Here is an 18,353-nt window from a genome sequence, read left to right as displayed (position 1 = left end):
CGCCGGGAGCGATCTCGGCCGTCATGGCCTCGAATCGATTCGACTGAGGTTCGATCATACCGCGCCGACCCCCGGTCGACGCAAGCCGAGCAGGATTCGGATTTGGCCCGCAGGCCCCGGCGAGGGTCAGCGGGCGACCGAGATCGGGTCGGCCAGGAGCCTCGCGAACGCGAGTTCGGCGGCGCCGATCATGAGTCGGTCCTCGCCCAGTGCGGCGACGACGACGTCGACGTCCTCCATCGCGGCGGGCATCGCCTGGGCGGCCACCGCGGCGCGCAGCGCGTCGGGATCCTGCTCGGCGAGCGTCGCGAGGAAGCCGCCGAGGATCACGAGCGACGGGTTCAGGACGTTCACGGCATTCGCGAGCGCGGTCGCGAGGATCCGGCGCTGGCGGTCGAGTTCCGCGACGATCGCCGGGTCGCCGGCGTCGACGGCCGAGCGGATGGCTCCCGCCAGCGTCGGCTCGTCGGCCGACCGCAGCCCGACGGCGTCGAGCAGCCTGGCGCGACCGACCTCGTCCTCGAGCACGCCGCCATCGGCGCGGCGGTCGCCCGGGGCGGCGATGCCCGGCCGGTTCTGCCCGAACTCGCCCGCGTAGCCGCTGTGGCCGCCGACCGCGCGACCGTGCACGACGAGGCCGCCACCGATGCCGCTCGCGCCGCCGTTCAGGTAGACGAGGTCGTCGACGCCGCGGCCCGCGCCGAACAGGTGCTCGGCGAGCGCGCCAAGGCTCGCGTCGTTGCCGACCGTCGTCGGCAGGCCCGTCGCCTCCTCGACGAACTCGCGCACGGGCTCGTCGTGCCATTCGAGGTGCGGCGCGAACCGCACCAGGCCGTCGGAGGCGCGCACGAGCCCCGGCACGGCGAGCCCGACGCCGGCGAACCGCGCGTGGGCGAGGTCACCCTCGCGCCAGCGACGGATCGCGTCGGCCACGAGCAGCGCGGTGCGCTCGGGCGTCACCAGCTCGTCGACCTCGATGCGCTCGCGCGCGTCGATGCGGCCGCCGAGGCCCACGGCGGCGAGCGTGACGGCGTCGACCTCGGGGTTCACCGCGACGGCGACGACGCCCGGGTGGGCGGCGACGACGGGCGACGGGCGGCCGACGCGGTTGGTCGGATCGGGGGCGCGTTCCTCGACGAGCCCGAGCTCGACGAGCTCGCCGGCGAGCGAGGCGACGGTCGAGCGGTTGAGCCCCGTGAGCGCGGTGATGCGCGCGCGGGACAGCGGGCCCTCGAGGTGCGCGAGCCCGAGGATCCTCGCGAGGTTGCGTCGATGCACCCCGTCGAAACTCCCGGTGCTGCCGTTGCGGTCGGTCACGCGCACCACTCTAGGTTCGCCGCAGCGGAAACGCGCCCCGCCGCACCGAATATGTTGCGCTTGACCGCATATCGCTCCCGGCGTATCCTCATGACGTCCAGATCACTTTCGACGTTGTTGTCGAAATTTTCGAGAGGTTCGATGATGAACAGACGCAGCACCACGCGGCTCGTCACCTTCGCCGCGGCGACCGGGCTCGCCGTCGCCTCGCTCACCGGCTGCGCCGGTGGCGGAGGAGACGAGGGCGGCGACGGCGAGGTCACCCTCACCTGGTGGCACAACGGCACGACCGGCCCGCTCCCCGAGGTCTGGGAGGAGGTCGCCACGGAGTTCGAGGAGGCGCACCCCGGCGTCACCGTCGAGCAGACCGGCTACCAGAACGAGGACCTGCAGCGCACGCTCATCCCCAACGCCCTCGCGGCCGGCGACCCGCCCGACCTCTTCCAGGTCTGGCCGGGCGGCGAACTCCGCGATCAGGTCGAGAACGGCTACCTCATGCCGCTCGACGACGTGATCCCCGACACGATCGACAGCGTCGGCGCGACCGTGAACCCGTGGCAGGTCGAGGGCGCCACCTACGGCATCCCCTTCACGTTCGGCATCGAGGGCTTCTGGTACAACACCGACCTCTTCGAGGAGGCCGGCATCGACTCGCCGCCGACGACGCTCGACGAGCTGATCGACGACGTCGGCGCACTCCGCGACGCGGGCATCACGCCCATCGCCGTCGGCGCGGGCGACAAGTGGCCCGCGGCGCACTGGTGGTACCAGTTCGCGCTGCACTCCTGCTCCCCCGAGAGCCTGCAGGCCGCCGAGACCGAGTTCGACTTCAGCGACGACTGCTGGGTCGAGGCGGGCGAGCAGCTCGAGGAGTTCCTCGGCATCGACCCGTTCCAGGAGGGCTTCCTCGGCACTCCCGCCCAGCAGGGCGCGGGCAGCTCGGCCGGCCTCGTCGCGAACGGACAGGCGGCCATGGAGCTCATGGGCCACTGGAACGCCGGCGTCATCGGCGGGCTCACGCCCGACCAGCAGGTGCCCGAGTTCCTCGGCTGGTTCCCCTTCCCCGGCATCGAGGGTGCGGCGGGCGACCCGACGGCGGCGCTCGGCGGCGGCGACGGCTTCGCCTGCTCGGCCGAGGCTCCCCCGGAGTGCGCCGAGCTGCTCGAGTACATCATGAGCGAGGACGTGCAGGCGAAGTTCGCCGCGAGCGGCGCGGGCATCCCCACGGTGCCGGCCGCGACGAGCTCGCTCGAGGACCCGAACCTGACGCTCGTCGCCGAGGGCCTCGCGGCCTCGTCGTTCGTGCAGCTCTGGCTCGACACGGCCTTCGGCACGACCGTCGGCAACGCGATGAACGACGGCATCGTCAACCTCTTCGGCGGCTCCGGCACGCCCGACGAGATCGTCACGAAGATGCAGGACGCTGCGGCGACGCTCTGATGACCGCAACGCTCCAGCCGGCCGGGCCCGCGACCGCCGCGGGCCCGGCCCCCACCCCGGGACGACGGCGACCGCGGTCGAGCGCGGCGCGCCAGCGCATCGAGATCGTCCTGCTCGTGGGCCCCGCCCTGATCCTGTTCCTCGGCTTCGTGATCCTGCCGGTGATCCTCGCCGCGGTCTACAGCCTCTACAACCTGCCCCCGGCGTTCCGGTGGGAGCAGCTCGCCGAGCCAGACCGGTTCGTCGGACTCGCCAACTACCAGCGCGCGTTCGACTCGCCCGAGTTCGTCCGCGCGATCGGCAACAACTTCCTCATCCTGTTCGCGTCCCTGCTCATCCAGGGCCCGCTCGCGATCGGCATCGCGCTGCTGCTGAACCGCCCACTCCGCGGCCGCACGGCGCTGCGCCTCCTGATCTTCGTCCCCTACGTGCTCGCCGAGGTCATCGCCGGCCTCGCGTGGAAGCTGCTCCTCCAGCCCGAGGGCGGCGTGAACGCCATGCTCGAGTCGCTCGGGCTCGGCTTCCTCCAGCAGAACTGGCTCGCCGACCCGAGCATCGCGCTCTGGACCCTCTTCTGGATCCTCACGTGGAAGTACCTCGGCTTCGCGATCATCCTCATGCTCGCGGGCCTGCAGGGCGTGCCCGAGGAACTCGCCGAGGCCGCCGCGATCGACGGTGCGAGCTGGTGGCAGATCCAGCGGCACATCACGATCCCCCTGCTCGGCCCGACGATCCGGATCTGGGCGTTCCTGTCGATGATCGGCGCGCTCCAGCTGTTCGACATGGTCTGGGTCACCGTCGCGCCGACCGTGCGCGGCATGGCCACCGAGACCATGGCGACCTACATGGTGCAACAGGGCCAGTTCGCCGGCCAGCCGGGCTACGGCAGCGCCATCGCCGTCATCCTCTTCTTCATCTCCCTCGCCGTGGCGCTGATCTACCAGCGCCTGGCCCTCCGCCGCGACCTCGCCGGCGCCGTCACCCGAGGAGTGCGCTGACATGACCGCGACCACCTCCATCACCACGGGGCGACCCGCGGACGACCTGCCGCCGCGCCGCACCGCCGGCCGCGGCATCGACTGGGGCCAGCCCTTCGTGTACCTCGTCGCCCTCGTGGTCGCCGCGGTCGCGATCGGCCCGGTGCTCTACGTGTTCCTCGGCGGGTTCCGCACGACGGCCGACCTGAACGCCGACCCGGCGGGCCTGCCCGACCCGTGGACGCTCGCGAACTGGGCGAACGTGCTCGGCTCCGAGCGGTTCTGGGGCAACGTGCTCGCGAGCGTCATCCTCGCCGTCGGCACCACCGCGGGCGTCGTGATCGTCGGCATCATGGCCGCGTTCGTGATCGCGCGCTACGACTTCCGCGGGCGCCAGGGCCTCTACACGCTCTTCACCGCGGGGCTCATGTTCCCGCTCACGGTCGCGGCGCTGCCGCTCACGCTGCTGCTGCGCACCCTCGGGCTGCACGGTTCGTACCTCGGCGTGATCATCCCGTCGATCGCGTTCGCGCTGCCGACGACGATCATCATCCTGGTCCCGTTCCTCCGCGCCATCCCCGACGAACTCGAGGAGGCGGCCTCGATCGACGGCACGAGCCGCATCGGGTTCTTCTGGCGGATCCTGCTGCCGCTTTCGATGCCGGGGCTCGTCACGGTCGGCGTGCTGGCGTTCGTCGGCAGCTGGAACGGCTACCTGCTCCCGCTGCTCGTCATCTCGACGGGCACGCTGCCGCAGGAGCTCTGGCCGCTGCCGCTCGGCGTCACCCAGTTCTCGACGCAGTACTCGCAGGACACCGCAGCGGTGCTCGCGTACACGTCGCTCGCGATGATCCCGGCGCTGGCGTTCTTCCTCGTCGCCGAACGACGCATCGTCGGCGGCCTGCAGGGGGCGGTGAAGGGATGACCGCGCTCGACGGAACGACCCCGCGCGGCGGGGTGTCGGCGCCCGAGGGGGCGCTGCAGGCGACGGATGCCGCGTGGCGCGACGCCTCGCGCCCCATCGACGAGCGCGTCGCGGCCCTCATCGCCGAGATGACGCTCGACGAGAAGCTCGCGCAGCTCTACGGCGTGTGGGTCGGCGCGGCCGATGACGGCGGCGGCGATGTCGCCCCGCACCAGCACGACCTGAACGACGATGTCGACCTCGACGCGCTGCTGCCGTCGGGCCTCGGCCAGGTGACCCGCCCGTTCGGCACGGCCCCGGTCGACGCCGCGGTCGGCGCGCTCTCACTCGCGCGCATGCAGCAGCGGATCATCGCGGCGAACCGCCTCGGCATCCCCGCGGTGGCGCACGAGGAGTGCCTCGCCGGCTTCGCCGCCTGGGGCGCCACCGCGTACCCGGTGCCGCTGTCATGGGGCGCGTCGTTCGACCCAGCGCTGGTCGAGCGGATGGCGCGCCGAATCGGCGCCGACCTGCGCTCGGTGGGCGTGCACCAGGGCCTCGCGCCCGTGCTGGACGTCGTCCGCGACGCGCGCTGGGGTCGCGTCGAGGAGACCATCGGCGAGGACCCGTACCTCGTGGCGACGGTGGGCACGGCGTACGTGCGCGGGCTCGAGGCATCCGGCGTCGTCGCGACGCTGAAGCACTTCGTCGGCTACTCGGCCTCGAAGGCCGGGCGCAACCTCGCGCCCGTCTCGATCGGGCCGCGCGAGCTCGGCGACGTGCTGCTGCCGCCGTTCGAGATGGCCGTCCGCGATGGCGGCGCCCGCAGCGTCATGAACTCCTATTCCGACCTCGATGGCGTGCCGTCGGCGGCCGACCGGTGGCTGCTCACGGAGCTGCTCCGTGAGACGTGGGGCTTCGACGGCACGGTCGTCGCCGACTACTTCGCGGTCGCGTTCCTGAAGCTGCTGCACGGCGTGGCCGACACGTGGGCGGATGCCGCGGCCGCGGCGCTCGAGGCCGGCATCGACGTCGAACTGCCCACCGTCAAGGCGTTCGGCGAGCCGCTCCGGGCTGCCGTCGAGGTGGGCGCCGTGCCGATGGACCTCGTCGACACCGCGTTGCGGCGCGTGCTCCGGCAGAAGGCCGAACTCGGCCTGCTCGACGCCGACTGGTCGCCCATTCCGCCCGCACTCGGCCGGCTCGGACTCGCCGACGCCGACCTCGCGGAGGCCGACGCGGCGCACGCCGACCGGCTGCGCGGGCGCATCGACCTCGACCCGCCGGCAAACCGCGCGCTCGCGCGCGAGCTCGCGGAGCGGGCCGTCGTGCTCGTCCGCAACGACGGAACGCTGCCGCTCGCGGCCCCGCCCGTGATCGCGGTGATCGGGCCCAACGCCGACGACTCGTACGCGATGCTCGGCTGCTACTCGTTCCCGACGCACGTCGTGACGCAGCACCCGGGCGTCGAGATCGGCATCCGCATCCCGACGCTGGTCGAGGCGCTGCGCGCCGAGTTCCCGGGCAGCGAGATCCGGCACGCGGTCGGCACGAGCGTGGACGGCGGCGAGACCGACGGGTTCGCCGAGGCGGTCGGGCTCGCGGCATCCGCCGACGTCGTCGTGCTCGCGTTCGGCGACCGGGCCGGGCTCTTCGGCCGCGGCACGAGCGGCGAGGGCTGCGACGCCGAGTCGCTCGCGCTGCCCGGCGCGCAGCAGGCGCTCGTCGACGCGGTGCTCGACACGGGGACGCCGACGGTGCTCACCCTGCTCGCGGGACGCCCGTACACGCTCGGGCGCGCGGTGTCCGAGTCGGCGGGCATCCTGCAGGCGTTCTTCGCCGGTGAGGAGGGCGCGGGCGCGATCGCGGGCGTGCTGAGCGGTCGCGTGAACCCGAGCGGACGCCTGCCCGTGTCGATCCCGGCCTCGCCCGGCTCGCAGCCGACGACGTACCTGGCCCCGCCGCTCGCGCGGGCGAGCGACGTGTCGAACGTCGACCCGACGGCGGCGTTCCCGTTCGGGCACGGGCTCGCGTACACGTCGTTCGAGTGGTCGTCGTTCGCGGGCGACGAGGCGTCGGTCGCGACGGATGGCGCGGCCACCGTGCGACTGCGCGTGCGCAACGCCGGCGATCGGGCGGGCGTCGAGATCGTACAGCTCTACCTGCACGACCCGGTCGCGTCGGTCGTGCGGCCGGTGCAGCGGCTCATCGGGTTCGCGCGGGTCGCGCTCGAGCCGGGTGCGGCCGCCGACGTCGCGTTCACGGTGCCCTCCGACCTCGCGTCGTTCACGTCGCGCTCCGGCGAGCGGATCGTGGAGCCGGGCGAGCTCGTGCTCTCGGTCGGGCGGTCGAGCGGCGACCTGGTGCACGCGCACACCGTGCGGCTGGCGGGTGCGACGCGGGTCGTAGACCATCGGCGAGCGCTGCATCCGACGGTCGCGATCGAGCGCATGAGCGCATGAGGCCGTGGTCGGCCGTCGTGGTGTCGGATGCGTGAGGCACACTCGGAGCGACCCGAGAGGAGCCTCGCATGAGCACCCACGTCACGCCGGTCGACCCGGCCGAGCTCGCGACGAGCCCGGCCTTCGCGCAGGGGATGATCGCCCCGGCCGGGCCGCTGCTCTTCGTCGGCGGCCAGAACGGCACGGATGCCTCGGGCGCCCTCCTGAAGGGCCTCCGCGCGCAGACCGAGCAGGCGCTCCGCAACGTGCTCGCGGTGCTCGCCGCCGCGGGCACCGGGCCCGAGCACGTGGTGAAGCTCACGATCCACCTCGCGCCGGGCATCGACCCGGCCGACGGCTTCGCCGCGAGCGCGGCCGTCTGGGGGTCGCACCGCACTGCGGTCACCGTGCTCACGGTCGCCCCCGCCCGGCCCGGCGCCCTGGTCGAGGTCGACGCGATCGCCGCGATCCCGGTGGCCGCGTAGCGCCTGAGCAGGACCACGACCGAGCCCGGCGTCGCCATGGATCCGCGCCCCCGCACGGTAGCGTGGCGATGCACGCGACGGAGCGACGAGGAGAACGATGAGCACGGAGTCCATGCCGAGAACCGTGATCTGGTGGGGCGTCGCCATCACCTTGGCCGGTGGCCTGCTCGTCGCGACGGCTCCGCACGCGCTCACGGCCTGGTGGGGCGTGAACACGGCCGAGTGGAGTGCGGCAACCGCCGCGTTCGAGGTCGTCCTCGCGATCGCTCGAACCACGCTCGCACCGCTCGGCGCTGCCCTCATCGCCGCCGGCCTGGTGATGCACTACGTCGACCGTCGCCTACGCGGTGATCGGATCGCGGATCGCCCGCACCGGTGGCGCTTCCCGAGCGCGGAGGAGGCCGAGCGGTGACGAGCGATCACCACACGGCCGGCGGCAGTCGGGCCGTCCTGGTCGGCTCGTTCGAGTTGCCGCTGTCGCGGCGCGAGGCGTTCCGGCTGTTCTCTGCGCGCGGCGAGGAACTCTGGGTGCCCGGGTGGGTGCCGCGTTTCTTCGTCGCGGGTGCCGACGACCTCGAGGTCGGCACGGTGTGGCAGACGAGCGGCGACGACGGCCGCCCGACGACCTGGGTGGTGCTCGACTGCGAGGCGGGCGTCTCCGCGCGGTACGCACGGGTCGCCGAGGGCTGGACGGCGGGCACCGTCACGGTCGAGCTCGCCGACCTCGCCGACCGGTGCCTCGTGCGGGTCGCGTACGACCTGACGGCGCTGACGACGGACGCCGCGGCCGACCTCGATCGCTTCGCCGACGGCTATGCGGACTACCTCGGCGAGTGGCGCACGACGATCCTCGACCACCTGGCATCCGGCGGCGCGATGCCCGATCCCGTCTGAGTCGATCCCCGGCCCCCGACGTGCGAGCCGCGCCATCGCCGGAGCGGGTCGGCGCGCGCACTGCGCCGTCCGCTACGCCTCGATGTCGTCGAGTCGTGCGATGACCACCTCGAGCAGGCGTGCGAGCTCAGCGCGTTCGACCTCGCCGAGGTCCTGCAGCACGTCGGACTCGACGACGTCGGAGCTGCGGATCGCGAGACTGAACAGCTCCCATCCGTCGTCGGTGAGCCGCACGAGGATGCGCGTGCGGTTCTCGGCGTCGGGCGACCGCTCGACGAGGCCGCGATCGACGAGCTTGTCGAGCCGATGGGTCATCGACGAGGGCGCCACGTTCGTGAGGTCGGCGAGCTGGCTCGGGGTGAGCGCGCCGCCGTCCTTCGCGAGGGTCGCCACGACCGCCCACTCCCCCGCCGTGACATCCAGGTCGGCGAGCTGCCGGGCGTACCACTGGTCGAGCTTCTTCGAGAGGCTCTGCACCGCGGTGATCACGCGCTGCACCGACTCCTCGCCGCCCGCGGCCACATAGGCCGCGACGGCCCTGCGGTGCTGCTCGGCCGCACTCGGCCCGCGTCTCGCCATGCGGGAATTCTCGCACACGTATTTCGGTTGCTAAGATTTCGATATCGAAGTATTCGACACCGAAGCCATTGCGGCGTCGGTGTCGCCGCGGCGACCGGCCGCGGCATCCGTCATCGATCGTTCGACGGTCGACCACGCGAAAGGAGTGCGCCCGTGCGCGCGATGCTGCTCGTCCTCGCCTCGAGCATCGGTTCCCTGGGATGGGGCGGGATCCTGCCCTACCAGTACGCCTATGCCGCCGAGACGAGGGACTGGGGCGCACTCGTCGCGGCCGGCGCCGCATCGCTCTTCTCGGTGGGCGCGCTCGTGGCCGCACCGCTCGCAGGCCGCCTGAGCGACCGGTTCCCGCCCGTGCGGGTCGCCGTCGCCGCCCAGTTGGTCGGCGCCGCCGCCGCGGCCTCGCTCATCGCCGCCGACGAACCCGGCGCGTTCCTCGCGGGCATGCTCGTCTTCGGCATGGGCCTCTCGGCCGCCGCGCCGGCCAAGCAGGTGCTCGCACTGCAGTGGTCCTCGAGCGACGACCGCCGCAAGGTGTTCGCCTACAAGTTCACCGGCGAGGCGCTCGGCATGGCCGCGGGCGCGTTCATCGCCGGGCTCCTGGTCGACCTCGACCGGCACGACGGGCTCGACGTCGGCTTCCTCATGGCCGCGGCGGGCTTCGCCGTGTCATCCGTCATCATCTGGCTCGCCGGCCGGGGCGCCGTCGTGCCGACCGACTTCGCCTCCGACCCCACCGGCTCGATCCGCGCCGTCGAGGCGCGCTCGCGCGGCATCGTGCGCATCATCTTCGCCACCCCGGCGCTGCGCTGGACCGCGATCGTGACGATCACGCTCGCCCTCGGCTTCTACGCGCAGTTCGAGGCGGGGCTGCCGGCGTACGGCATCACCGTGCTCGGCGTCGACCCCAGCGTGATCGGCACCGCGGCGGCCGTGAACTGCCTCGTGATCGTCGCGATCCAGGTCGTCATGGTGCGCCTCACGGCCAAGCGGAGCGCGCCCGTGCTGCTCATGGGCGTCGGAGCGATCTGGGTGGTCGCGTGGCTCGGGCTCTCGGCCGCGCAGCTCGCGCCCGGCCTCGCCGCGGCGATCTTCGTCACGACGTACGGCGTCTTCGCGGTCGGCGAGACGATCTACAGCCCGGTGTTGAACCCGCTGACCGCATCGCTCGCACCGAAGGGCATGGTCGGGCAGACGCTCGGCACGATGGCGGCGCTGCAGACGGCGTTCACGGCGGCCGGTCCGCTCGTGGCCGGGGTGCTGCTCGGCGCCGGCCTCGTCGACGGCTTCCTCTGGATGCACCTCGGCGTGAGCGTGGTCGCGGTGTTCGCCGCGTGGCGCGTGCACCGCGCGCTCCTGACCTCGCGGCGCGCGGCGGAGCCGCCGCTCACTCGGCCAATCCCCGTCGCCGGCGGCGCGTGAGGGCGACAGGCGACGACTAGGAGGCCGCCCGCAGCCCGGTGATCCGGATCACCGGCTCGCGCAGCCCGTCGTCGGTCTCCTCGACGCCGCGCTCGAACTCGAGGCCCGAGACGTCGTAGCGCTTCGCGAGCTTCTCGCGGATCGCCGCCTCGTCGCCGTCGGCGCCGATGTCCCGCGGGTGCACGACCTCGACGTCGAGCACCCGCCCGTCGCCGGCCGAGACCGCGATCGACCATCCCGAGTTCTGGACCGTGTCGCTCAGGTGCGGCCGCGCGACCGCATGCAGTGTGTTCTCCCCCATGGCTCGACTCTACGACGCGGATGTCGCTGCGGTCAGTGGCACCGCGAGGCAGGCCCTCGCAGGCCCTCCCTCACGGGTCCGAAGCGGCCTACCGTTGGGGTCATGGGTGACATCCGCGCCGAGATCAGGGAGTTCCTGAGCACGCGCCGAGCTCGCATCACGCCGGAGCAGGCGGGACTGCCGGCGTACGGCGGGAACCGGCGCGTGAAGGGCCTCCGCCGCGAGGAGGTCGCGATGCTCGCGGGCGTCTCCGTCGACTACTACGTGCGACTTGAGCGCGGCAACCTCGCCGGTGCGTCCGACAGCGTGCTCGACGCGCTCGCGAACACCCTCCAGCTCGACGAGGCGGAGCGGCAGTACCTGTACGACCTCGCGCGTGCCGCCGGCCCGGCGCCGAGGCGCGCCGCGAAGCCGAAGGTCGGCGTGCGGCCGGCCGTGCAGCAGGTGCTCGACGCGTTCACCGAGGCGCCGGCCTGGGTGCGGAACGGCCGACACGACATCCTCGCCGCCAACCTGCTCGGGCGGGCGCTCTACGCACCCGTCTTCGACGACCCGCACCGGCCCGTCAACACGACGCGCTTCGCCTACCTCAACCCCGCCGCGCGCGAGTTCTGGCGCGACCACGACCTCGTCATGCACGACGCCGCCGCGATGCTGCGGATGGAGGTCGGGAAGAACCCGCACGACCCCGAGCTCGTGAAGCTGGTCGGCGAGCTGTCGACGCAGAGCGAGCAGTTCCGCGAGCGGTGGGCGTCGCGCGACGTGAAGTTCCACCGCAGCGGGCGCAAGCGCCTGCACCACCCCGTGATCGGCGACCTCGACCTCGACTACGAGTCGATGGACCTGCCGAGCGAGCCGGGCCTCGTGCTCAACGTCTACACGGCGCCGGCCGGCTCGCCGTCGGCCGACGGACTGAAGCTGCTCGCCTCGTGGGCCGCCACCCATGCCGCCGAGTTCCAGGCGGTGGACGCCGGAGCATCCACCGCCTGAACCGGACGGGCGATCAGCCCGGGTACTCCTCGGGCGTGAGCTTCTCTCCCCACTCCGTCTCGGGCTCGCCCGACAGGGGGTCGGGCGCCTCCCACAGGGCGAGGTGGCACATGAACTGCTCGGCGGATGCCCCGTGCCAGTGCCACTCGCCCGCCGGCGTGTGGACGGTGTCGCCCGGGCGCAACTGGATGAGCTCGCCGCCGCGCGACTGCACGTAGCCGTATCCCTCCGTCACGTGCAGCGTCTGGCCGACGGTGTGCCGGTGCCATGCCGTGTGCGCGCCGGGGGTGAAGCGCACCAGGTTCAGTCGCGCCCGCGACGGCTCGGCGCCGGCGTAGTAGGCGTTGAAGTAGACGTCCCCGGCGAACCACGCCTCGGGGCCCTTGGCGGTCGGATGGTTCGGGAGCTTCTCGGTGCTCATGACGGTGTTCCTCTCGTGCGGTGTGAGCGGTCGCGGACGATCTCGTCGCGGGTCCGTGTCAGAGCCCGACCATGCGCATGCCGCCGTCGTCGTAGCGGTTTCCGGCTACGCCGATCCGCTCGACCAGCCGGTCGAGGTCGGCGATGTCGTCGGCCGACAGCGCGAGCGCGGTCGCGCCGGCGTTCTCGTCGATGCGCTCGCGGCGGCGCGTGCCCGGGATCGGCACGATGAACGGATGCTGCGCGAGCAGCCAGGCGAGCGCGACCTGCGCCGGCGTGCCCCCGCGGCGCTCCGCGACGTCGCGCACGTGGTCGACGAGCGCTTGGTTCGCGGCCATGTTCTCGGCCTCGAACCGCGGGACGCGCGCACGGATCTCCCCGGAGCCGAAGGTCGCGTCGGGAGCCACCGTGCCGGTGAAGAATCCCTTGCCGAGCGGACTGAACGGCACGAAGCCGATGCCGAGTTCGGCGCAGGCGGGCAGCACGGAGCCTTCCGGGTCGCGGGTCCAGAGCGAGTACTCGCTCTGCACGGCCGCGACGGGGTGCACCGCGTGCGCCCGGCGGATGGTCGCGGCGCCGGCCTCCGAGAGCCCGAAGTGCGCGACCTTGCCCTCGGCGACGAGCTCGCCGACCGCGCCCGCGACGTCCTCGATCGGGACGTCGGGGTCGACGCGGTGCTGGTAGAACAGGTCGATCCGGTCGACGCCGAGGCGGCGGAGCGAGCCGTCGGCCACCCGGCGGATCTGCTCGGGCCGGGAGTCGACGCCCTGCATCGCGCCGTCGACGATGTTCCAGCCGAACTTCGTCGCGATGACGACCCGGTCCCGCATCGGCGCGATCGCCTCGCCGACGAGCTCCTCGTTGACGTACGGACCGTACACCTCGGCGGTGTCGATGAACGTCACGCCCTGCTCGACCGCGTAGCGGAGCACGCCGATCATGTCGTCGCGGTCGCCCGGGTTGGGGCCGTAGCTCATCGACATGCCCATCGCGCCGAGCCCGATCGCCGAGACCTCGAGGCCCTGGCCGAGTGCCCTGGTGTGCATGGTGTGTCCTCCTCAGAATCCGATCATGACCTTCAGCGTCTCGCGTGCATCCATCGATGCATACCCGTCGGCGACGTCGTCGATCCCGACCGTGTGGTCGAAGACGCGCCCCGAGTCGATCTCGCCCTCGAGCACCTGGCGGATCGCGGGTTCGAGGTAGGCGCGGACCGGGGCGGGGCCGCCGGTGAGGGTCGCGTTCTTGCCGAAGAGCGACCCGAACCCGATCGGCGCCGCCTCGTACTGGGGCACGCCGACCCGCGAGATCACGCCGCCCGCGCGGACGACGCCGTAGGCCTGCTCGCATGCGGGCAGGTGGCCGACCGCCTCGAGGACGACATGGCTGCCCTCGCCGCCCGTGAGGTCCATGACCTTCGCGATGCCCTCCTCGCCGCGTTCGGCGACGATATCGGTGGCGCCCCACGCGACGCCGAGGTCGGTGCGTGACGCGTGACGGCCCATCAGGATGATCCGCTCCGCCCCGAGCCGGCTCGAGGCGAGCACGGCCGAGAGGCCGACTGCACCGTCGCCGATCACGGTGACGGTCTTGCCTGACGCGACCCGGCCCATGTGCGCGGCGTGGTAGCCGGTGAGGTAGACGTCGGAGAGGGTCAGGAGCGAGGCGAGCAGCGGCTCGGACGCCGACGCGGGGTCGAGGTCGGGCACGACGACGAGGGTGCCGTCGGCCTGGGGCACGCGGGCGAGCTCGGCCTGGAGCCCGCTGCCGGACGCCGGTCCGAAGAACCCGCCGTGCGGGCACGAGGTCTGGACGCCTTCCCGGCAGAACGGGCAGGTGTTGTCGCTGAACGCGAACGGCACGATGACGAAGTCGCCCTTCCGCACCGTCGTGACCGCGGCGCCGATCTCCTCGACGACGCCGATGAGCTCGTGCCCCATCGCGGCGCCGTGCTCGGCACTGGGCATGGAGTGGTACGGGTGCAGGTCGCTGCCGCACACGCAGGCGCGCACCGCGCGGACGATGGCGTCGGTGGGCTGCTGGATCACGGGGTCGGGCACCGTCTCGACGCGGACGTCGCCGGCGCCGTACATGAACGTGGCCTTCATGGGGTGGTTCGTCTCCTTCTCGGATGGATGCCGCACGCGCGTCGCGCATGGGCCGTGAGTCCATCCGACCGCGCCATCCTTGCGCGCGGGAGTCACTCCCGTGACAGGTACCCGCAGGGCCTCCCTCCGAGACGGCAATGCCCGGAGCATGGAGGGAGCTGCCGCGACGAATGGAGGCCCCATGCCCACGTGGACCGCCGACGACCTCGCCGTGCTCGATCGGGTCCGCGAGGTCCGAGTGGCGGGCCGCCGCGCGGACGGTTCACTGCGCCGGCTCACGATCGTCTGGCTCGTCGTCGTGGACGACGCGGTGTACGTGCGCTCCTACAAGGGACCCGACGGGCAGTGGTATCGAGGCGTGCAGCACCACCACGAGGGCGCGATCATGTGGGGCGGCCGGACGGTCGACGTCGCGTTCGTCCCCGACGCCTCCCACGACGCGGAGATCGATGCCGCGTTCGTGGCGAAATACGGCAACGGCAGCTCGACGCAGGCGATGATCATGAGCCCGGCCACTGAGACGACCCTGCGCATCGAGCTGCGCTGATCGGAGGCCTCGCGGGCCCTCGGGCCGTTGCGGCATCCGCACCGCTCTGGCAGGGTGTGCGCCGAGACCGCCGGGGAATGCCGAGGGGGCGAGGCGACGTGGTCACCGTGCGAGAAGCGACGTTCCGACTGTTCCGCGATCTGGGCCTGACGACCGTGTTCGGCAATCCGGGCTCGACCGAGGAGACCTTCCTCAAGGACTTCCCATCCGACTTCACCTACGTGCAGACGCTCGCCGAGGCGGCTGCCGTCGGTGCGGCCGACGGGTTCGCGCAGGCGACGCGCAGGCCGACGCTCGTCAACGTGCACACGTCGGCGGGCCTGTCGAACGGGATGTCGAACATCCTGACCGCGTTCATGAACCGAACGCCGCTCATCGTGACGGCCGGTAACCAGACGCGCGACATGCTGCTCATGGAGCCGTGGCTGACGAACATCGAACCATCGGCGCTGCCGAAGCCGTGGGTCAAGTGGAGCTACGAGCCGGTGCGCGCCGGCGACGTTCCGGCCGCGTTCATGCGCGCGTACGCGGTCGCGACGCAACCGCCGCAGGGCCCCGTCTTCCTCTCGATCCCGCTGGACGACTGGGATCGCGAGGCCGACGGTCCCGCGGTCGTCCGCCGGGTCGCGAACCGGATCGCGCCCGATCCGGCGCGCATCGCGGAGTTCGCCGTGCGCCTGTCGTCGGCGAGTCATCCGGCCTTGATCCTCGGCGCTTCGATCGCCCGCGAGCAGGGGTGGGACCAGGCGGTTGACTTCGCCGAGCGATTGAACGCGACGGTGTGGGCGGCGCCCGCCTCGGAGCGCGCGCCGTTCCCCGAGCACCATCCGCTCTACGCGGGCGGCCTGCCGTTCGCGATCGGCCCGCTCGCCGAGAAGCTCGCCGGGCACGACGTCGCGATCGTGATCGGCGCGCCCGTCTTCCGCTACTACCCCTACGTCCCCGGCCCGTACCTGCCCGACGGCCTCCAGTTGCTGCACGTCTCCGACGATCCGGCGGAGACGGCCAAGGCACCCGTGGGCGACAGTCTGCTCGGCGACCCGCTGCTCACCATGCAGGCGCTCACCGAGATCATCGAGGCACGCCCGGCCCCGATGCGCACGGTCGACGTGCAACCGCACCGGATGGCTCCGAACGCGGTCTCGCCCGACGCTGACCGCGAGGCACCCGAGGGCGTGCTCACGCCGCTGCAGCTGTTCCGGATCCTCCGCGAGGCGACCCCGCCCGACACCGTGCTCGTCGAGGAGTCGCCGTCGAACCTCGCCGAGCTGCACGCGGCCTGGCCCGTCGAGGTGCCCGACACGTTCTTCACCTTCGCCTCGGGGAGCCTGGGCTGGAACCTGCCGGCCTCAGTGGGCATCGCACTCGCGGAGCGCACGACCGGCCGGAACCGCCCCGTGCTCGCGGTGATGGGCGACGGCTCGCTGCAGTACTCGATCCAGGCGCTCTGGACTGCGGCGCAGCACCACGCGCACCTGATCGTCGTGGTGCCGCGCAACGGCGAGTACGCGATCCTCAAGTCGTTCGCGGAGCTCGAGGAGACGCCCGGCGTGCCGGGCCTCGACATCCCCGGTCTCGACATCGTCTCGCTCGCGAAGGGCTACGGATGCCGCGGCGTCGAGGCCGACTCGGAGGACGCGGTGCGGTCGGCGCTCGCGCACGCGCTCGAGCACAAGGGCCCCTCCGTCATCGTCGTGCCGGTGACGCCGACGGTGCCCTCGCTGCTCTAGCCGGCGGCCGGCGGCCGGCCTGCGTGGGCGTCCGGCCCGCGTCGGCGACCGGCCCACGTCGGCGACTACCCCGCGGGAGCGGCCGTGCTGTCGCGCACGACGAGGCTCGTCGCGAGGTCCATGCGCGGCGTGGGCGCGCCGGGCTCGACCGGCTCCTCGGCGAGGCGGATGGCCAGGCGCGCCGCCTCCTCGCCCATGCGTCGCAGCGGCTGGTGCACGGTCGTGAGCTTCGGCGTGAGCCAGCGCGCGAGCGGGATGTCGTCGTAGCCGACGACCGAGAGATCTTCGGGCACGCGGATGCCGCGCTCGCGCGCCGCCTCGAGCACGCCGAGCGCCTGCATGTCGCTGCCGGCGAAGATCGCGGTGGGGCGGATGTCGCGGTCGAGCAGCTCGCGGGCTCGGTCGCGCCCGCCGGAGACGTGGAAGTCGCCGAACCGGATCCACTCCTCGTCGATCGGGAGCCCCGCGGAGTTCATCGCCGACCGGTAGCCGTCGATGCGCGCGAGCGAGCACATCATGTCGGCCGGGCCCGTGATCGCCGCGATGCGCTGGTGGCCGAGCTCGATGAGGTGCCGCGTCGCGGCGAGCCCGCCCGACCAGTTCGCGGAGCCGACCGACGGCACGTCGGGCGAGGGGTCGCCGGCCGGGTCGACGATGACGAACGGGATGGCTCGCGAGTTGAGCTGCTCGTGGTACTCGGGCGCCAGGTCGCTGAAGACGAGCACGACCCCGACGGGCCGCCTGCGCATGACGCCCTCGACCCAGTCGGGGTCGGGCGAGTGGCGGGTTCCACTCACCGTCAGCACGACGGAGAGCCCGTGCTGCTTCGCGACCGACTCGACGCCGTCGATGACCTCCATCGACCAGATCGGGTCGAGCTCGTGGAAGACGAGTTCGAGGAGCTCGGCGCGCGCCTCCGACCGCCCGCCGCCCCGGCGCCGGTATCCGCGCTCGGCGAGGACCTGCTCGACGCGGGCGCGAGTCGAGGCCGCGACATCCGATCGGCCGTTCAGCACCTTCGAGATCGTCGCGAGCGACACGCCCGCCTCCGCGGCGATGTCGGCGAGCGTGACGCGTCCGGGCGCGGCATCCGTTGTCATGTTTCGAAGTCTAGCGTCGAAACTTACGATCACCATCCGGACACCCCGGCGGGTACTCGCGCTACGTCGATCCCCGCTATGGGATGTCGTGGCGCGGCGGGGCGTCGCTCAGGCCGGCCTGGATCTCCCGGATGATCGAGCCGAGCACTCCGGACGCGAGAAGTCCCGAGCCGAGCGGACCGGCCGAGTCCTCGCCCACCGGGGGCAACTTCCGCAGCGCAGACTTAGTCCGGTCGGTCAGATGATGCAACTGCCAGGAGACCTCCTCGTGGAGGGAATCCGGCCGATCTGACCCGGCCAGCCCGGCGGCCTTCGCGGCATACGCGGCCGCGCCGAGTGCGTGCGCGCCCATGTGGGCGACGCCGGCGGCCTGCGCCGCGGCCCGGGCCGCCGCAACGGCCGCAGGTGAACTCACCGCGCGCGCGGCCCGACCGGCCACGAAGCGTCGTCGGATCTCCCCGGCGGTGGCGAGCTCGCCGCGCGCGAACGCGCGCGCTCGCGCGATGGCCTCACGCGGCCGGGCATCCGAGGGAGCCTCGGCCTCGAACACGCCGAGGACTCGCTCAGCGCAGTCGGCTGCCCATGCCGCGACCGTGCGGCGGTCTGCTTCGCTCAGCGACTGAGGGGAAGGCACTGAATCAGCCTCGCATACCGACCGATCTCCGATGGCGGCCTCGCTCCGCAGGTCCGGTGGAAAGGTG

Annotated in this window: 20 protein-coding genes; 11 read left to right on the top strand and 9 right to left on the bottom strand. The window is 72.5% G+C overall.

The features are described 5' to 3' along the window. Positions 1-126: 126 nt before the first annotated feature. Together GJ743_RS14265 and GJ743_RS14260 are read right to left on the bottom strand one after the other, a co-directional pair. Positions 127-1,317 carry an ROK family transcriptional regulator gene (locus GJ743_RS14265; RefSeq protein ID WP_376861902.1) on the bottom strand — a complete coding sequence of 397 codons (1,191 nt, stop codon included), beginning with the start codon at positions 1,315-1,317 and terminating at the stop codon, positions 127-129. Continuing rightward, the gene (locus GJ743_RS14260) at positions 1,314-1,481 is read right to left on the bottom strand and encodes a hypothetical protein (protein WP_155052578.1); all 168 of its coding nucleotides are present in this window, start codon (positions 1,479-1,481) and stop codon (positions 1,314-1,316) included. Before GJ743_RS14260 ends, GJ743_RS14265 begins: the two co-directional genes overlap by 4 nt. On the opposite strand from GJ743_RS14260, the gene GJ743_RS14255 reads away from it, so the two are divergent. The 7 genes from GJ743_RS14255 (at position 1,462) to GJ743_RS14225 (ending at position 8,458) form a co-directional block, all read left to right on the top strand. Further along, positions 1,462-2,757: an ABC transporter substrate-binding protein gene (locus GJ743_RS14255; protein WP_155052577.1), complete on the top strand. Its 1,296-nt coding sequence runs from the start codon at positions 1,462-1,464 to the stop codon at positions 2,755-2,757. The two genes, GJ743_RS14260 and GJ743_RS14255, sit on opposite strands and share 20 nt — an antisense overlap. Beyond that, positions 2,757-3,755 carry a carbohydrate ABC transporter permease gene (locus GJ743_RS14250; RefSeq protein ID WP_155052576.1) on the top strand — a complete coding sequence of 333 codons (999 nt, stop codon included), beginning with the start codon at positions 2,757-2,759 and terminating at the stop codon, positions 3,753-3,755. Before GJ743_RS14255 ends, GJ743_RS14250 begins: the two co-directional genes overlap by 1 nt. 1 nt (position 3,756) lies before the next feature. Then, positions 3,757-4,659 carry a carbohydrate ABC transporter permease gene (locus tag GJ743_RS14245; RefSeq protein ID WP_155052575.1) on the top strand — a complete coding sequence of 301 codons (903 nt, stop codon included), beginning with the start codon at positions 3,757-3,759 and terminating at the stop codon, positions 4,657-4,659. Continuing rightward, positions 4,656-7,100 (top strand): beta-xylosidase/alpha-l-arabinosidase, encoded by a 2,445-nt coding sequence (locus GJ743_RS14240; RefSeq protein ID WP_155052574.1) that lies wholly within the window; start codon positions 4,656-4,658, stop codon positions 7,098-7,100. Before GJ743_RS14245 ends, GJ743_RS14240 begins: the two co-directional genes overlap by 4 nt. 68 nt (positions 7,101-7,168) lie before the next feature. Beyond that, positions 7,169-7,564, top strand: a complete 396-nt coding sequence (locus GJ743_RS14235; protein ID WP_155052573.1) for a RidA family protein — start codon at positions 7,169-7,171, stop codon at positions 7,562-7,564. A 97-nt stretch (positions 7,565-7,661) separates the two neighbouring features. Continuing rightward, a complete protein-coding gene (locus tag GJ743_RS14230; RefSeq protein ID WP_155052572.1) occupies positions 7,662-7,976 on the top strand; it encodes a hypothetical protein in 315 nt (104 codons plus the stop codon). After that, on the top strand, positions 7,973-8,458 hold the full coding sequence (locus tag GJ743_RS14225) for an SRPBCC family protein (RefSeq protein WP_155052571.1): 486 nt from the start codon (positions 7,973-7,975) through the stop codon (positions 8,456-8,458). The genes GJ743_RS14230 and GJ743_RS14225 overlap by 4 nt, the downstream gene beginning before the upstream one ends. 72 nt (positions 8,459-8,530) lie before the next feature. Here GJ743_RS14225 and GJ743_RS14220 read toward each other — a convergent pair whose 3' ends face one another. Then, positions 8,531-9,037, bottom strand: coding sequence for a MarR family winged helix-turn-helix transcriptional regulator (locus tag GJ743_RS14220; RefSeq protein WP_155052570.1), 507 nt, complete (start codon positions 9,035-9,037; stop codon positions 8,531-8,533). 162 nt (positions 9,038-9,199) lie between these two features. Here GJ743_RS14220 and GJ743_RS14215 point away from each other — a divergent pair, with 162 nt between their 5' ends. Beyond that, the gene (locus GJ743_RS14215; protein ID WP_155052720.1) at positions 9,200-10,456 is read left to right on the top strand and encodes an MFS transporter; all 1,257 of its coding nucleotides are present in this window, start codon (positions 9,200-9,202) and stop codon (positions 10,454-10,456) included. Positions 10,457-10,472: 16 nt separating this feature from the next. Here the strand turns inward: GJ743_RS14215 and GJ743_RS14210 are convergent, their stop codons facing one another. Then, positions 10,473-10,757: a hypothetical protein gene (locus GJ743_RS14210; protein WP_155052569.1), complete on the bottom strand. Its 285-nt coding sequence runs from the start codon at positions 10,755-10,757 to the stop codon at positions 10,473-10,475. A 102-nt stretch (positions 10,758-10,859) separates the two neighbouring features. Between GJ743_RS14210 and GJ743_RS14205 the strand changes: the two genes are divergently transcribed. Further along, positions 10,860-11,747: a helix-turn-helix transcriptional regulator gene (locus tag GJ743_RS14205; protein ID WP_155052568.1), complete on the top strand. Its 888-nt coding sequence runs from the start codon at positions 10,860-10,862 to the stop codon at positions 11,745-11,747. 13 nt (positions 11,748-11,760) lie between these two features. On the opposite strand, the gene GJ743_RS14200 is transcribed toward GJ743_RS14205, so the two are convergent. Genes GJ743_RS14200 through GJ743_RS14190 form a run of 3 tightly spaced genes read right to left on the bottom strand, consistent with a single transcriptional unit; the run spans position 11,761 to position 14,275 of the window. Then, positions 11,761-12,168, bottom strand: coding sequence for a (R)-mandelonitrile lyase (locus tag GJ743_RS14200; protein ID WP_155052567.1), 408 nt, complete (start codon positions 12,166-12,168; stop codon positions 11,761-11,763). 58 nt (positions 12,169-12,226) lie between these two features. Continuing rightward, the gene (locus GJ743_RS14195) at positions 12,227-13,213 is read right to left on the bottom strand and encodes an aldo/keto reductase (RefSeq protein ID WP_155052566.1); all 987 of its coding nucleotides are present in this window, start codon (positions 13,211-13,213) and stop codon (positions 12,227-12,229) included. 12 nt (positions 13,214-13,225) lie between these two features. After that, positions 13,226-14,275, bottom strand: a complete 1,050-nt coding sequence (locus GJ743_RS14190) for an alcohol dehydrogenase catalytic domain-containing protein (RefSeq protein WP_196217013.1) — start codon at positions 14,273-14,275, stop codon at positions 13,226-13,228. Positions 14,276-14,456: 181 nt separating this feature from the next. Here GJ743_RS14190 and GJ743_RS14185 point away from each other — a divergent pair, with 181 nt between their 5' ends. Both GJ743_RS14185 and mdlC read left to right on the top strand, forming a co-directional pair. After that, positions 14,457-14,822, top strand: a complete 366-nt coding sequence (locus GJ743_RS14185) for a DUF2255 family protein (RefSeq protein WP_196217012.1) — start codon at positions 14,457-14,459, stop codon at positions 14,820-14,822. Between the two features lie 98 nt (positions 14,823-14,920). Beyond that, on the top strand, positions 14,921-16,552 hold the full coding sequence (mdlC, locus tag GJ743_RS14180) for a benzoylformate decarboxylase (RefSeq protein ID WP_328289204.1): 1,632 nt from the start codon (positions 14,921-14,923) through the stop codon (positions 16,550-16,552). Positions 16,553-16,617: 65 nt separating this feature from the next. Here mdlC and GJ743_RS14175 read toward each other — a convergent pair whose 3' ends face one another. Both GJ743_RS14175 and GJ743_RS14170 read right to left on the bottom strand, forming a co-directional pair. Beyond that, complete coding sequence (locus tag GJ743_RS14175; RefSeq protein WP_155052563.1) at positions 16,618-17,652, bottom strand: LacI family DNA-binding transcriptional regulator; 1,035 nt, start codon at positions 17,650-17,652, stop codon at positions 16,618-16,620. Positions 17,653-17,728: 76 nt separating this feature from the next. After that, the gene (locus GJ743_RS14170) at positions 17,729-18,286 is read right to left on the bottom strand and encodes a putative immunity protein (protein WP_328289203.1); all 558 of its coding nucleotides are present in this window, start codon (positions 18,284-18,286) and stop codon (positions 17,729-17,731) included. Positions 18,287-18,353 lie beyond the last annotated feature (67 nt).

The organism is Agromyces bracchium (assembly GCF_009709675.1).
GTDB lineage: Bacteria > Actinomycetota > Actinomycetes > Actinomycetales > Microbacteriaceae > Agromyces > Agromyces bracchium.
The sequence above is the reverse complement of the archived record's forward strand: the minus strand, read 5'-3'. Positions and strand labels throughout refer to the sequence as shown.

Bases quoted from the DNA above. Each gene is read 5' to 3' on its own strand.
- GJ743_RS14255 (WP_155052577.1), top strand. From the start codon at position 1,462: ATGAACAGACGCAGCACCACGCGGCTCGTCACCTTCGCCGCGGCGACC.
- GJ743_RS14250 (WP_155052576.1), top strand. From the start codon at position 2,757: ATGACCGCAACGCTCCAGCCGGCCGGGCCCGCGACCGCCGCGGGCCCG.
- GJ743_RS14245 (WP_155052575.1), top strand. From the start codon at position 3,757: ATGACCGCGACCACCTCCATCACCACGGGGCGACCCGCGGACGACCTG.
- GJ743_RS14240 (WP_155052574.1), top strand. From the start codon at position 4,656: ATGACCGCGCTCGACGGAACGACCCCGCGCGGCGGGGTGTCGGCGCCC.
- GJ743_RS14235 (WP_155052573.1), top strand. From the start codon at position 7,169: ATGAGCACCCACGTCACGCCGGTCGACCCGGCCGAGCTCGCGACGAGC.
- GJ743_RS14230 (WP_155052572.1), top strand. From the start codon at position 7,662: ATGAGCACGGAGTCCATGCCGAGAACCGTGATCTGGTGGGGCGTCGCC.
- GJ743_RS14220 (WP_155052570.1), bottom strand. From the start codon at position 9,037: ATGGCGAGACGCGGGCCGAGTGCGGCCGAGCAGCACCGCAGGGCCGTC.
- GJ743_RS14215 (WP_155052720.1), top strand. From the start codon at position 9,200: ATGCTGCTCGTCCTCGCCTCGAGCATCGGTTCCCTGGGATGGGGCGGG.
- GJ743_RS14210 (WP_155052569.1), bottom strand. From the start codon at position 10,757: ATGGGGGAGAACACACTGCATGCGGTCGCGCGGCCGCACCTGAGCGAC.
- GJ743_RS14205 (WP_155052568.1), top strand. From the start codon at position 10,860: ATGGGTGACATCCGCGCCGAGATCAGGGAGTTCCTGAGCACGCGCCGA.
- GJ743_RS14200 (WP_155052567.1), bottom strand. From the start codon at position 12,168: ATGAGCACCGAGAAGCTCCCGAACCATCCGACCGCCAAGGGCCCCGAG.
- GJ743_RS14195 (WP_155052566.1), bottom strand. From the start codon at position 13,213: ATGCACACCAGGGCACTCGGCCAGGGCCTCGAGGTCTCGGCGATCGGG.
- GJ743_RS14190 (WP_196217013.1), bottom strand. From the start codon at position 14,275: ATGAAGGCCACGTTCATGTACGGCGCCGGCGACGTCCGCGTCGAGACG.
- GJ743_RS14185 (WP_196217012.1), top strand. From the start codon at position 14,457: ATGCCCACGTGGACCGCCGACGACCTCGCCGTGCTCGATCGGGTCCGC.
- GJ743_RS14175 (WP_155052563.1), bottom strand. From the start codon at position 17,652: ATGACAACGGATGCCGCGCCCGGACGCGTCACGCTCGCCGACATCGCC.